Origin of the sequence: Limnohabitans sp. (assembly GCF_034680285.1) — a bacterium.
In the GTDB taxonomy this organism is placed as follows: Bacteria; Pseudomonadota; Gammaproteobacteria; order Burkholderiales; family Burkholderiaceae_C; genus Limnohabitans_A.
The window spans coordinates 126951-138881 of the sequence record NZ_JAXITC010000007.1 but is presented as its reverse complement, the minus strand read 5'-3'; the positions used below and the strand labels follow the sequence as shown (position 1 = coordinate 138881).

The following is an 11931-nucleotide window of genomic DNA, read 5'->3' as shown; positions in this document are numbered from 1 at the left end:
GGTAGGACTGCATCAGCCCAAGCGTTGCAGTTGTTGGCGAATTTTGTCGAGTGTGGCGCCGAAGTCGGCCACACGCTTTTTGGTTTCGTCGAGCACGGCTTGTGGGGCTTTGGAGACAAACGCCTCATTGCCGAGTTTGGCGTTGGCCTTGGTGATTTCACCTTCCAAGCGTGCTGCTTCTTTGGTCAAGCGAATTTTTTCTGCGGCTGCATCCACTTCGATGAACAGGCACAAACGCGCTTCGCCCACCACGGCCACGGGGGCCGCTTGTGCGGCTGCGATCCATTCGGCTTCGTTGTCAAACACCTTGACTTCGCTCAGCTTGGCCAGCGACTGCAACACCGGTGCCACGCTTTGCATGAAGGCCGTGTCACCCAGCACATACATGGGCATGCGCGTGGCGGGTGAGACGTTCATCTCGCCGCGCAGGTTGCGGCAAGCGTCCACCAGGGTTTTGAGTTTGGCCACATGGGCTTCGGCAGCCAAGTCGATGCGTTCGGGCTGGCTCACCGGGTAGGCCGCGATGCTGACCGACTCGCCCGGACGGCCCGCCACCACCGACACTTTTTGCCAAAGCTCTTCGGTGATGAAGGGGATGATGGGGTGCGCCAAACGCATGATGGTTTCCAGCGTGCGGATCAGGGTGCGGCGGGTGGCGCGTTTTTGCGCATCGTTGCCGATGTTGATCTGCACCTTGGCGATTTCGAGGTACCAGTCGCAGAACTCGTTCCAGAAAAAGTCATAGATCGTGTTGGCCACGTTGTCTAGGCGGTACTCGGCAAAGCCTTTGGCCACATCGGCCTCGACGCGTTGCAGGTGTGAGCTGATCCAGCGGTCGGCCTGGCTGAAAGACATGTAGCCATGAGCAGGTCCGCCCACTTCGCATTCAGCCTTGGTGTGCTCTTTCAGGCCGCAGTCTTGGCCTTCGCAGTTCATCAGCACAAAGCGGGTGGCATTCCACAGTTTGTTGCAGAAGTTGCGATAGCCTTCGCAGCGCTTGGAGTCAAAGTTGATGCTGCGGCCCAATGATGCGAGTGCCGCAAAGGTGAAACGCAGGGCGTCTGCGCCGTAGGCCGGGATGCCTTCGGGGAATTCTTTTTCGGTTTGCTTGCGCACCTTGGGTGCGGTCTCGGGCTTGCGCAGGCCTTGGGTGCGTTTCTCGAGCAGGGGTTCCAGCGTGATGCCGTCGATCAGGTCAACGGGGTCGAGCACGTTGCCTTCGGACTTGCTCATCTTCTTGCCTTGCGCATCGAGCACCAGGCCGTGGATGTAGACGTGCTTGAAAGGCACTTTGCCGGTGAAGTGCGTGGTCATCATGATCATCCGGGCGACCCAGAAGAAGATGATGTCGTAGCCGGTCACCAACACGCTGCTGGGCAAGTACAGGTCGTAGTCGGGCGTCTTCTCGGGCCATCCCATGGTGCTGAACGGCACGAGGGCCGACGAGTACCAAGTGTCCAGCACGTCTTCGTCGCGCTTGAGTGTTTTGCCAGGGGCTTTGGCTTGCGCTTCCGCTTCGTTGCGGGCCACATACACCTTGCCGTCTTCGTCGTACCAAGCGGGAATCTGATGGCCCCACCACAGCTGGCGTGAGATGCACCAGTCGGTGATGTTGTTCATCCACTGGTTGTAAGTGTTCACCCAGTTCTCGGGCACAAAGCTCACTTCGCCAGATTGCACCGCGTCAATGGCTTTTTGGGCAATGCTCTTGCCGGTGGCGTCGCCTTGGCCGACTTGGTTCATGGCCACGAACCACTGGTCGGTCAACATGGGCTCGATCACCTGGCCCGTGCGGGCGCAGCGGGGCACCATGAGTTTGTGTTTTTTCACCTCGACCAATGAGCCTGCAGCTTCCAGGTCGGCCACCACGGCCTTGCGGGCCACGAAGCGGTCCAGACCACGGTATTTTTCGGGGGCGTTGGTGTTGATCGTCGCGTCCAAGTTCAGCACGCAGATCATCTCCAGCTTGTGGCGCTGGCCCACTTGGTAGTCGTTGGTGTCGTGCGCGGGCGTGACCTTCACCACGCCGGTGCCAAAGTCCTTGTCCACGTAGTCGTCTGCAATCACGGGGATGGTGCGGCCGCAGAGTGGCAAGTTGACCTGTTGGCCAATCAGGTGTTTGTAGCGCTCGTCTTCGGGGTGCACCATCACGGCCACGTCGCCCAGCAGGGTTTCGGGGCGGGTGGTGGCGACGGTCAATGAACCGCTGCCATCGGCCAAGTCATAGCGGATGTGCCACATCGAGCCGTCTTCTTCGGCGCTTTCCACTTCCAGGTCGGACACTGCGCTTTGCAGCACCGGGTCCCAGTTCACCAGGCGTTTGCCACGGTAGATCAGGCCTTGCTCATACAGCTGCACAAAGGTTTCGGTCACGGTCTTGGACAGTTTGGGGTCCATCGTGAAGTATTCGCGGCTCCAGTCCACGCTGTCGCCCATGCGGCGCATCTGGCTGGTGATGGTGCTGCCGGACTCTTCTTTCCACTCCCAAACCTTGCTCACAAAGTTCTTGCGGGCTTCGGCAGGTGTGGGGCCCATGTCGTGGCGGCTGATGCCTTTGGCTTGCAGCTGGCGCTCCACCACGATTTGGGTGGCGATGCCCGCGTGGTCGGTGCCCGGAATCCAGGCGGTGTTGTGACCCAGCATGCGGTGGTAGCGGGTCAGCGAGTCCATGATGGTCTGGTTGAACGCGTGGCCCATGTGCAGCGTGCCCGTCACGTTGGGCGGTGGCAACTGGATGGCGAACGCTGGCGCACCGTCTTTGGGCGCTTGCGTGCCTCGAAAACCAGCCACGCCGTAACCGCGTTTTTCCCACTCGGGGCCCCAATGGGCTTCAAGCGCAGCAGGCTCGAACGATTTGGACAGGCTCTCAAGGCCGGGCTGGAGGGCCACAGTGGCGGGGGCGTTGCTCATGGCGGGGGCTTCTCAAAAATAAATAACGGCAGCTCTGCGCACGCCGTGCAGGACGATCAGTGTCCGAAATAGGTGATTTTACCTAGCCCACCTTGGTTCTCCTGGACCAAAGCGCGCGGGCTGAGCTGATAGGTTCAATAAATTGAGGGTATTGCATCAATTAATTGGGCGACCCGTCGGTAAAAGACTAACCTGATGGTTCTCTGGCGATTTCGTCAGGGCAATCAACGTAAAACTCACTAGGAGATACCCATGGCAGCACTCAAAGGCTCGCGCACGGAACAATGCCTGAAAGACGCCTTCGCAGGCGAATCCCAGGCCAACCGTCGCTATCTGTACTTCGCGAACAAAGCTGACGTTGAAGGTCAGAACGACGTGGCAGCGCTGTTCCGTTCCACCGCCGAAGGTGAAACCGGTCACGCCCACGGCCACCTGGAATTCCTGGAGCAATCCGGCGACCCAGCAACCGGCATGCCCATCGGCTCGACACGCGACAACCTGGCTTCGGCTGTGGCTGGCGAAACCCATGAGTACACCGACATGTACCCCGGCATGGCCAAAACCGCTCGCGAAGAAGGTTTTGACGAAATCGCCGACTGGTTCGAGACCCTGGCCAAGGCTGAGCGTTCACACGCCAACCGTTACCAGAAAGCCCTGAACGAACTGGTGGATTGATCCCCTGTGATTCGGCCTGCTGCACGGCCCCGTGCAGCGGGTTTTTCTCAGAACTTTCAAAAAAGCAAAGTTCTCAGGCAAACCCAAAACAAAAAAATACAGGAGCACAACATGGCCAAAGAAGGCAACCTCGAAGCCCCCACACGACACGCCCTCGGCTGGGAGGGCCCCGACTTTTATAACGAAGAAAAGTGCTTCGACGAACTCGAACGCATTTTTGACATTTGCCATGGTTGCCGCCGCTGTGTGAGTCTGTGCAACTCTTTCCCCACCTTGTTTGACTTGGTGGATGAGTCCAGCACCATGGAAGTCGATGGCGTCGACAAGAAGGACTACTGGAAAGTGGTGGACCAGTGCTTCATGTGCGACCTGTGCTACATGACCAAGTGCCCCTACACCCCGCCCCACGAGTGGAACCTGGACTTCCCGCACACCATGCTGCGGGCCAAGGCCATCAAGTTCAAAAAAGGCGAAGTGGGCGCGGCCGAAAAGTTTTTGGCCTCGACCGACACACACGGCTCGTTTGCAGGCATCCCGATCGTGGTGCAAGCCATCAACGCCATCAACAAAACCGAAGCGGCACGCAGCGTCATGGAAAGCGTGGCGGGCGTGGACAAGAATGCCTGGTTGCCTTCTTTGGCCACCAAAAAGTTCCGCTCCAGCGCCCCGGATGCCAAGGCCTCAGAAGTGGTGGACGGCGATAAAACACCCGGCAAAGTGGCGATCTTTTCCACTTGCTACATCAACTACAACGAGCCCGGCATCGGCCACGACCTTCTCAAAATCCTCGACCACAACGACATCCCGTACGTGCTGGTCGAGAAAGAAAAATGCTGCGGCATGCCCAAGCTCGAGCTCGGCGATTTGGACTCGGTCAAGGACTCCAAAGAGGCCAACATCCCGGTGCTGGCCAAATACGCCAAAGACGGCTACGCCATCATGGCGGCGGTGCCCAGCTGCGCCTTGATGTTCAAGCAAGAGATTCCGCTGATGTTCCCCGATTGCACCGACACCCAGTTGGTCAAAGAAGCGATGTGGGACCCGTTTGAATACTTCATGGCCCGCAAGCGCGATGGCTTGCTCAAGACCGAATTTCCTCAAGCCTTGGGCAATGTGAGCTACCAAATTCCTTGCCACGGCCGGGTGCAGAACATCGGCAAGAAGACCGAAGAAATGCTCAAGATGATCCCGGACACCGAGATCAACACCATCGAGCGCTGCTCGGGTCATGCCGGTACTTACGGCGTCAAAAAAGGCTCGCACGACATGGCGATGAAGATCGGCAAACCCGTGTTCAAGGCCATGGCCACCATGAAGGACGGCTCCAAGCCCGACTTCATCAGCTCTGACTGCCCGCTGGGCGGCCACCACATTGCCCAAGGCTTTGAGGTCAACGGTTTGGGCGCCCCCGAACTGAACCACCCCTTGACCTTGGTGCGCAAAGCCTACGGTCTCAAATAAGGAAAACCGCCATGCAACTGACCGGAAAAATCACGCCCGAGACCCTGATGTCTTTGGAGGCGTACACCAAGTGGCGCAAGGTTCACAAGCCCGAGGTGATCGCCCACCGCAAGCTGCGCAGCGTGCAGTTGGGTGAACACATCAACGTGCAGTTTGAGAGCGAAACCACCATCCGCTACCAAATTCAGGAGATGCTGCGCATCGAAAAAGTCTTCGAAGAAGAGGGCATCCTGCAAGAGATCGAGGCCTATGCCCCGCTGGTGCCAGACGGCAGCAACTGGAAGGCCACCATGATGATCGAGTACGTCGACATCAACGAGCGCAAGCGCGAGCTGGCCAAGCTGATCGGCGTGGAAGACCGCATGTTTGTCGAAGTCGAGGGCCATGCCCGCGTTTACGCGATTGCCGACGAAGACCTGGACCGCGAGACCGAAGAAAAAACCTCAGCGGTGCACTTTGTGCGCTTTGAACTCACCCCCGTCATGTGCGCGGCCGTGAAGGCGGGCGCTGGCGTCAAGATGGGTTGCGACCATACCCACTACCCCTCTCACCTCGATATCGCTGCTGACACCCTGGCCAGTTTGGCGGGCGATCTCAAGTAAACGACTGCGTTCAGCCCACAAAAAAGCCGGAGCAGGCCGCAAGGCCCACTCCGGCTTTTGTACTTCTGGCGCTCAGTCCAGCTTGATGTTGGCGGCCTTAATGGCTTGCGTCCAGTCGGCGATGTCGCGGTCCAAAATTTTGGTCATCTCGGTGGGGGCGACAAAGCGCACTTCAATGCCCGCTTGGTCGGCGCGTTGCTTGCTCTCGGGCAGGTCCAGGCTGCGCTTCACGGCATCGGCCAGTTGGGTCACCACGGCAGGTGGTGTGCCCGCTGGGGCGTACAAAGCTACCCACGACTCGAGGTCAAAGTTGGGGTAACCGGCTTCGGCCATGGTTGGCACTTGAGGCATGCCCGCATGGCGCTTTTTGCCGGTGACGGCCAGCGCCTTGAGCTTGCCCGCCTGGATGTGCTGCATCACCGAAGGCGGTGTGGTCATGAACACCTGCACCTGCCCGCCCAGCACGTCGGCAATGGCCTGGCCCGAACCCTTGTAGGGCACATGCACCAGGTTCACCCCGGTTTGCTGTTTGAAGATTTCGGTGCCGATGTGCGAGACCGAGCCATTGCCTTGCGAGGCGTAGTTCAGCTTGCCCGGGTTTTGTTTGGCGTAGGCAATGAACTCTTTCATGTTGTTCACCGGCACCGAGGGGTGCACAGCCACCACGTTGGTGGCCACGGTGATCAGGCCCACGGGCGTCAGGTCTTTTAGTTCCCAAGGCAGCTTGGTCATCAGGATCGGGTTGGCGACGTGGTAACCCGAGTACGACACCAACAGCGTGTGGCCGTCTTTGGGGGCGCGTGCCACTTGCTGGTAGGCCAGGTTGCCACTGGCGCCGCCCTTGTTTTCCACTACTATGGACTGGCCGATCAAACGGCCCAGCGGCTCGGAAATCAAGCGGGCCGAGGTGTCGACCAAGCCACCGGGTGGCACGGGCACGACCAGGGTGATGGGCTTGCTGGGGAAGGCTTGCGCCATCAAGGCCAGGGGGACGCACAGGGTGGCCAATGCGAGCAGTTTGGAAACTTTGCGACGTGTGTTCATGTTTGTCTCTCTTTAAAGGATGTGTAAATTAGCGCATGCCAATCTTGGCGTCGTTGAAAATGTTTTTGGCTTCGCGGGGCAGGCTGCGCCAGTACTGGTGTTGTGAGTCGACCGTGCCGCCCAAGGCCACTGCAGCTTCCCAGCCCCAGCGCGGCTTGTACAAAAAGCTGCGGGCCAGCGCCACCAAGTCGGCGTCGCCACGCTGCAGCACGGCTTCGGCCTGCGCAGGCTCTGTGATCAAGCCCACCGCGATCGTTGTGAGGTTAGAGGCGGCTTTGACGGCTTTGGCCAAGTGCACTTGGTACTCTGGGCCTAAGACAATTTTTTGCAGGGGCGAGACACCGCCTGAGGAGATGTGCACAAACTGCGCCCCGGCTTGTTTGAGCTGCACCGACAATGCAGCGGTTTCTTCGACCGTCCAGCCGCCGTCCACCCAGTCGGTGCCCGAGATGCGCATGCCCAGCGTGCCGCCAAAGGCTTCGCGCACGGCCTTGAAGACTTCCAGCGGAAAGCGGATGCGGTTTTCAAAACTGCCGCCATACGCGTCGGTGCGCTGGTTAGAAATGGGCGACAAAAACTGGTGCAACAAATAGCCGTGCGCGGCATGCAGCTCCACCGCCTCGATGCCCAGCTCGTGGCTGCGCTTGGCGGTGTTGACGAAGTCAGCCTTGATTTGCGCGATGTCGGCCAGACTCAGTTCGGTGGGCGCGGCTTCTTGGGGCAAGTGCGGCAGGGCGCTGGGCGCCACGGTCTGCCAGCCGCCGTTTTCGGGTGCGATCAACATGCCTCCGTCCCAGGGGGCGGCGCTCGAAGCCTTGCGGCCTGCGTGGCTGATCTGGATGCACACGGGCATGGCGGGGGCTTGGCGTCGGGCGCGGTGCAGTTTGTCGGCCAGCGCTGCCTGCGTCGCGTCGTCCCACAGGCCCAAACAACCGGGGCTGATGCGGCCCACGGCCGACACGGCGGTGGCCTCGATGGTGAACAAGCCCGCACCGCTGTTGAGCATGTTGGTCCAGTGCGTCAGGTGCCAGTCGGTGGCCTGGCCGTGGTCGGCCGAGTACTGGCACATGGGTGCGACCACGATGCGGTTGGGCAAAGTGAGTGGGCAAGCTGGGGCTTCAAAGGTGAAAGGCGAAAAAAGCAGGCTCATGAAATGGGTCGTCGCAGTTTGTAGAGGCTTGGCGCACGATGGCGACTATGCTCGGCATCTTATGGAAAACTGGGCCGAACGTTATCCGTTGGGTGACAACCGCCCCCGCTGTGGGGATTTACCCTTGTGGGAGCGACGCCCCCGTCGCGAAAACCCTTGTGCACCGCCACCCATCGCCCCGAGGGCGGGGCTCCCACAAAAATGGGGCGCAGTACCCATGTAGGAGCGACGCCCTCGTCGCGAAGGTTTTCTGAATTCAGCCGGATGCCCGCATGGCAAAAGCATCCCAAACCCTCCACTCGCTAGGCAGCGGCGCCGCCAAACGCAACTGCTGCCCGCTGACCGGGTGGGGCAGTTCCAGGCTTTGTGCATGTAACCACAGCCGCTGCAGCCCGATCAAATCTGCCACGGCCCGGTTGAGCGGCCCCTTGCCGTGCGTGGCGTCGCCAATGATCGGGTGGGCGATGTGCTTCATGTGGCGGCGCAGCTGGTGGCGGCGGCCAGTCAGCGGCTCCAGCGCCACTTCGGCGCAGCGGGTGCTGGCAAAGCCCTGCTGGGGCAGCGGTAGCTCAAAGTGGCGCAGGGTGGCAAATCGGCTTTGGGCGGGCTGCACCTCCAGCCGCTCGGTGCGCATGTCGTCGGGCATGCGCTTTAAGGGGTGGTCGATCAAGCCCTCATCGGCGGGCCAGCCGCGCACCACGGCGCGGTAGGTCTTTTGCAGACCATCGCCGCTTTCAAAGGCCTGGCCCAGCATGCGGGCCACCTCGGTCCTCAGCGCAAACACCAGCACGCCGCTGGTGCCCTTGTCCAGGCGGTGCACTGGCCAAACATGTTGCCCAATTTGGTCGCGCAGGGTTTGCAGCACAAAGCGGGTTTCGCCCTTGTCCAGCGGGGTGCGATGCACCAGCCAGCCCGTGGGCTTGTTCACGATGGCGAGATAATCGTCCAGGTAAAGGATGTCGAGCATGTTGTTCTTATTGTCACCCGCCAAATCTCTGGATTACGAAACCCCCGCAGCGGGCGTGCCCCACACGCTGCCACAGTTCGTGCCGCAATCGCAGGCCCTCATTGAGGTGCTGCGCCAAAAGTCGCCCCAGCAAATCGCCGAGCTGATGGACCTGTCGGACGCGCTGTCGGCCCTGAACGTGGCCCGCTACGAAGCCTGGACGCCCAAGTTCACCGCCAAGAATGCCAAGCAGGCCGTGCTGGCCTTCAATGGCGACGTGTACGAAGGTCTGGACGCCAAGACCTTGTCAGCGCAAGACCTGGACTGGGCGCAAACCCATGTGGGCATTTTGAGTGGCTTGTATGGCGTGTTGCGCCCGCTGGACTGGATGCAGCCCTACCGCCTGGAGATGGGCACCACGCTCCAAACCGAAAAGGGCAGCAACCTGTACAAGTTTTGGGGGCCGCAAATTGCCGACTACCTGAACGCCCAGCTGGCCAAAGACAAAACTCCGGTCATCGTGAACCTGGCTTCGCAAGAGTATTTCAAGTCGGTGGACCGCAAAACCCTCAAGGCCCGCGTGATCGAATGCGTGTTCGAAGACTTCAAAGGCGGCAAATACAAAATCATCAGCTTCAACGCCAAGCGGGCGCGGGGCCTGATGGCCCGCTTCGCCATTCAAAACAAGATCAGCCACCCCGAAGGTCTGCTGGGCTTTGACCTCGAAGGCTATGCCTACGATCCTCAGGTGTCCGAGCCCGACCGTCTCGTTTTCCGTCGCAAAGTGCAAGCATGAGCATGAACTCCCCTGAACAATCCCAGCTGGGCAAGTCCAGCGCCTATGTCGACCAGTACGACGCCAGCCTGCTGTTCCCCATCCCCCGCGCCACCAAACGCGCCGAAATCGGCGTCACTGGTCAGCCCGTGTTTTTTGGGGCCGACTTGTGGACTGCGTTCGAGCTGTCCTGGCTCAACCCCAAGGGCAAGCCGCAGGTGGCGCTGGCGCACATCACCGTGCCAGCCGAGAGCACGCACATCGTGGAGAGCAAATCCTTCAAGCTGTACCTGAACAGCTTCAACAACACCCGATTGGAAAGCGCCGACGCGGTGCGCGACATGATCCGCCGCGACATCAGCGCGGCCATCTGGCACGGAGGCACCATGCAGGCCAGCGTGGGCGTGAAGCTGCTGCTGCAAGAACAGTTCGACGCCGAGCCCGTGCACGAATTGGACGGCCTGAACCTCGACCGCATGGACATCGAGTGCAGCCGCTACCAGCCTGCGCCCGACTTGCTGAGCGCCATCCAAGACGAGCAGCCGGTCACCGAAACGCTGGTCAGCCATTTGCTCAAAAGCAATTGCCTGGTCACCGGCCAGCCCGACTGGGGCAGTGTGCAAATTACTTACAGCGGCCCGCAAATCGACCAAGCGGGCTTGCTCCAATACATCGTGAGTTTTCGCAACCACAACGAGTTCCACGAACAATGTGTCGAGCGCATCTTCATGGACATCTGGACCCGCTGCAAACCCACCCAGCTGACGGTGTACGCCCGCTACACTCGCCGCGGCGGGCTGGACATCAACCCCTGGCGCACCAGCGCCCCGGGCAAGTTGCCACCCAACGTGCGCACGGCGCGGCAGTGAGTGCATTCACCGCATTCCCCAACATGACCCCCACCACCCGCCGCGTTGCGCAAGCCCTTTTGTACGAAGCCATTGCCATCGCTGTGGTCGGGCCTGTGTTGAGTGTGGCTTTTGACAAGTCACCCACCTCCACATTGGGCCTGGCGGTCGTGTTGTCGAGCATTGCGCTGACGTGGAACTACGTCTTCAACTGGCTCTTTGAGCGCTGGGAGTCGCGCCAATCGGTGCGTGGACGCTCTTTTGTCAGGCGGCTGGCCCATGGGGCGGGTTTTGAGGGCGGCTTGGTGATCATTCTTTTACCGATCATGTCGCTGTGGCTCGACATTTCGCTCGCCGCTGCCTTGCTCGCCAACTTGGGCCTGCTGGCCTTCTTTTTCTTCTATGCCATCGCATTCACCTGGTGCTTTGACCGGGTTTTTGGTTTGCCCGCTTCTGCTCAGGCGGGCGATGGCGATCGGGGCTGAGGGCTCTGCAGTTAAGCAGGCCGCCAGGGCTTTCCTTTTTTATTCCGCGAACACTTCCTGAAGAGTAGTCAGGGCTGCCGTCAACGTCTTGGCGGATACAGCGCCCAGCCGCTTGACCAAGCGCAGCTTGTCAACCGTCCGAAGCTGATCCAGCACGATCAAGCCCTTGGTGCCCGCATGGGTCACAGGCACGCGAAACGGCGCAGCAAAACCTTTGGATGTCATGGGCGCCACCATGACGGTGCGCAGGTTCTCATTCAACTCTGCCGGCGACAGTACAACGCAGGGCCGCGACTTTTTGATTTCGCTGCCCACGGTTGGGTCGAGGTTCACCAGCCAAATGTCGCCGCGCTTCACCAGCCCAACTCCTCATCTTCCAAGTTGCCGAACTCACCCATCAAAAGCGCATCTTCGCCCTTGGCGGACACTGCAGCAGCAGCCTCTGCCCAGCCAGCACGAACGGTCTTGGCGGGTTTACGCAAGACGATGGTGCCGTTTTCCACCTCGATGATGGCGGTCGCCTGTCCGTCCAGCCCGACTTGGGCCAGAAACGGCTTAGGCAACACCACGCCTTTGCTGTTTCCGATGTTCCGAATTGCAATTTCCATCAGAGGCCTCCTGTTGCAACAATGTTAATCCATGTCGAGTGAGTTCTCAATAGCAATTTTGCATCAGCAGTTGGCGCGTCGGTGGTCGGCAATCGATTGGTCGTCAAACTTCATGTCGGGGCTGCGCAGTGCCCGGTGTTTGGTTGTGCGGCCTTTCATGCGCTTGCGCCACATCCGAAAAGAACTGGGCTGCAGCTGGTGCCGCATGAGGCGAATGACGTCCGGCTCTGACCAACCCATGCGCTCTTGAATCGTTTCAAACGCGGTCCGGTCTTCCCAAGCCATTTGAATGATGGCGGAAATGTCCCCTTCTGAAAGGCTGGCAAGACGCTCAGTAAATTTGGCCTCCACGGCACTTCCCTTTGGTGTCAATGGGGGCGCAACAAACCCCTTTTTTGCGCCTGATGATGAGAGTGTGCCCCGACAC

At 60.0% G+C, this 11931-nt stretch carries 13 protein-coding genes; 6 read left to right on the top strand and 7 right to left on the bottom strand.

The window, feature by feature from the left end; all coding sequences use genetic code 11:
- Positions 1 to 12 precede the first annotated feature (12 nt).
- On the bottom strand, positions 13 to 2910 hold the full coding sequence (locus SWE17_RS07950; protein WP_322992560.1) for a valine--tRNA ligase: 2898 nt from the start codon (positions 2908 to 2910) through the stop codon (positions 13 to 15).
- Positions 2911 to 3162: 252 nt separating this feature from the next.
- Here SWE17_RS07950 and SWE17_RS07945 point away from each other — a divergent pair, with 252 nt between their 5' ends.
- From SWE17_RS07945 to SWE17_RS07935, 3 genes are all read left to right on the top strand, one after another.
- Entirely contained in the window at positions 3163 to 3585 is a 423-nt protein-coding gene (locus SWE17_RS07945) for a rubrerythrin family protein (RefSeq protein ID WP_062408037.1), read from the top strand.
- A 111-nt stretch (positions 3586 to 3696) separates the two neighbouring features.
- The gene (locus SWE17_RS07940; protein WP_322992559.1) at positions 3697 to 5046 is read left to right on the top strand and encodes a (Fe-S)-binding protein; all 1350 of its coding nucleotides are present in this window, start codon (positions 3697 to 3699) and stop codon (positions 5044 to 5046) included.
- An 11-nt stretch (positions 5047 to 5057) separates the two neighbouring features.
- The gene (locus tag SWE17_RS07935; RefSeq protein ID WP_100171911.1) at positions 5058 to 5648 is read left to right on the top strand and encodes a DUF3501 family protein; all 591 of its coding nucleotides are present in this window, start codon (positions 5058 to 5060) and stop codon (positions 5646 to 5648) included.
- 72 nt (positions 5649 to 5720) lie between these two features.
- Here the strand turns inward: SWE17_RS07935 and SWE17_RS07930 are convergent, their stop codons facing one another.
- The 3 genes from SWE17_RS07930 to SWE17_RS07920 form a co-directional block, all read right to left on the bottom strand.
- Positions 5721 to 6692 (bottom strand): Bug family tripartite tricarboxylate transporter substrate binding protein, encoded by a 972-nt coding sequence (locus SWE17_RS07930; protein ID WP_416234990.1) that lies wholly within the window; start codon positions 6690 to 6692, stop codon positions 5721 to 5723.
- A 28-nt stretch (positions 6693 to 6720) separates the two neighbouring features.
- Positions 6721 to 7842, bottom strand: coding sequence for an NADH:flavin oxidoreductase/NADH oxidase (locus tag SWE17_RS07925; RefSeq protein ID WP_322992558.1), 1122 nt, complete (start codon positions 7840 to 7842; stop codon positions 6721 to 6723).
- A 256-nt stretch (positions 7843 to 8098) separates the two neighbouring features.
- On the bottom strand, positions 8099 to 8809 hold the full coding sequence (locus SWE17_RS07920; protein ID WP_322992557.1) for a pseudouridine synthase: 711 nt from the start codon (positions 8807 to 8809) through the stop codon (positions 8099 to 8101).
- On the opposite strand from SWE17_RS07920, the gene yaaA reads away from it, so the two are divergent.
- The 3 genes from yaaA to SWE17_RS07905 are packed head-to-tail and all read left to right on the top strand — an operon-like array spanning position 8808 to position 10896.
- The gene (yaaA, locus tag SWE17_RS07915) at positions 8808 to 9584 is read left to right on the top strand and encodes a peroxide stress protein YaaA (protein WP_322992556.1); all 777 of its coding nucleotides are present in this window, start codon (positions 8808 to 8810) and stop codon (positions 9582 to 9584) included. The two genes, SWE17_RS07920 and yaaA, sit on opposite strands and share 2 nt — an antisense overlap.
- A gap of 2 nt (positions 9585 to 9586) precedes the next feature.
- Complete coding sequence (gene queF, locus SWE17_RS07910; RefSeq protein ID WP_322992555.1) at positions 9587 to 10432, top strand: NADPH-dependent 7-cyano-7-deazaguanine reductase QueF; 846 nt, start codon at positions 9587 to 9589, stop codon at positions 10430 to 10432.
- Between the two features lie 23 nt (positions 10433 to 10455).
- Positions 10456 to 10896 (top strand): PACE efflux transporter, encoded by a 441-nt coding sequence (locus SWE17_RS07905; RefSeq protein WP_322992554.1) that lies wholly within the window; start codon positions 10456 to 10458, stop codon positions 10894 to 10896.
- 39 nt (positions 10897 to 10935) lie between these two features.
- On the opposite strand, the gene SWE17_RS07900 is transcribed toward SWE17_RS07905, so the two are convergent.
- From SWE17_RS07900 to SWE17_RS07890, 3 genes are all read right to left on the bottom strand, one after another.
- A complete protein-coding gene (locus SWE17_RS07900; RefSeq protein ID WP_322992581.1) occupies positions 10936 to 11256 on the bottom strand; it encodes a type II toxin-antitoxin system PemK/MazF family toxin in 321 nt (106 codons plus the stop codon).
- Positions 11250 to 11504: an AbrB/MazE/SpoVT family DNA-binding domain-containing protein gene (locus SWE17_RS07895; RefSeq protein WP_322992553.1), complete on the bottom strand. Its 255-nt coding sequence runs from the start codon at positions 11502 to 11504 to the stop codon at positions 11250 to 11252. The genes SWE17_RS07900 and SWE17_RS07895 overlap by 7 nt, the downstream gene beginning before the upstream one ends.
- Before the next feature lie 63 nt (positions 11505 to 11567).
- The gene (locus SWE17_RS07890) at positions 11568 to 11855 is read right to left on the bottom strand and encodes a TIGR03643 family protein (protein ID WP_322992552.1); all 288 of its coding nucleotides are present in this window, start codon (positions 11853 to 11855) and stop codon (positions 11568 to 11570) included.
- Positions 11856 to 11931 lie beyond the last annotated feature (76 nt).

What these genes read in the sequence shown, in the direction of transcription:
- SWE17_RS07950 (WP_322992560.1), bottom strand. Translation starts at nt 2,910, where the DNA reads ATGAGCAACGCCCCCGCCACTGTGGCCCTCCAGCCCGGCCTTGAGAGC.
- SWE17_RS07945 (WP_062408037.1), top strand. Translation starts at nt 3,163, where the DNA reads ATGGCAGCACTCAAAGGCTCGCGCACGGAACAATGCCTGAAAGACGCC.
- SWE17_RS07940 (WP_322992559.1), top strand. Translation starts at nt 3,697, where the DNA reads ATGGCCAAAGAAGGCAACCTCGAAGCCCCCACACGACACGCCCTCGGC.
- SWE17_RS07935 (WP_100171911.1), top strand. Translation starts at nt 5,058, where the DNA reads ATGCAACTGACCGGAAAAATCACGCCCGAGACCCTGATGTCTTTGGAG.
- SWE17_RS07930 (WP_416234990.1), bottom strand. Translation starts at nt 6,692, where the DNA reads ATGAACACACGTCGCAAAGTTTCCAAACTGCTCGCATTGGCCACCCTG.
- SWE17_RS07925 (WP_322992558.1), bottom strand. Translation starts at nt 7,842, where the DNA reads ATGAGCCTGCTTTTTTCGCCTTTCACCTTTGAAGCCCCAGCTTGCCCA.
- yaaA (WP_322992556.1), top strand. Translation starts at nt 8,808, where the DNA reads ATGTTGTTCTTATTGTCACCCGCCAAATCTCTGGATTACGAAACCCCC.
- SWE17_RS07920 (WP_322992557.1), bottom strand. Translation starts at nt 8,809, where the DNA reads ATGCTCGACATCCTTTACCTGGACGATTATCTCGCCATCGTGAACAAG.
- queF (WP_322992555.1), top strand. Translation starts at nt 9,587, where the DNA reads ATGAACTCCCCTGAACAATCCCAGCTGGGCAAGTCCAGCGCCTATGTC.
- SWE17_RS07905 (WP_322992554.1), top strand. Translation starts at nt 10,456, where the DNA reads ATGACCCCCACCACCCGCCGCGTTGCGCAAGCCCTTTTGTACGAAGCC.
- SWE17_RS07895 (WP_322992553.1), bottom strand. Translation starts at nt 11,504, where the DNA reads ATGGAAATTGCAATTCGGAACATCGGAAACAGCAAAGGCGTGGTGTTG.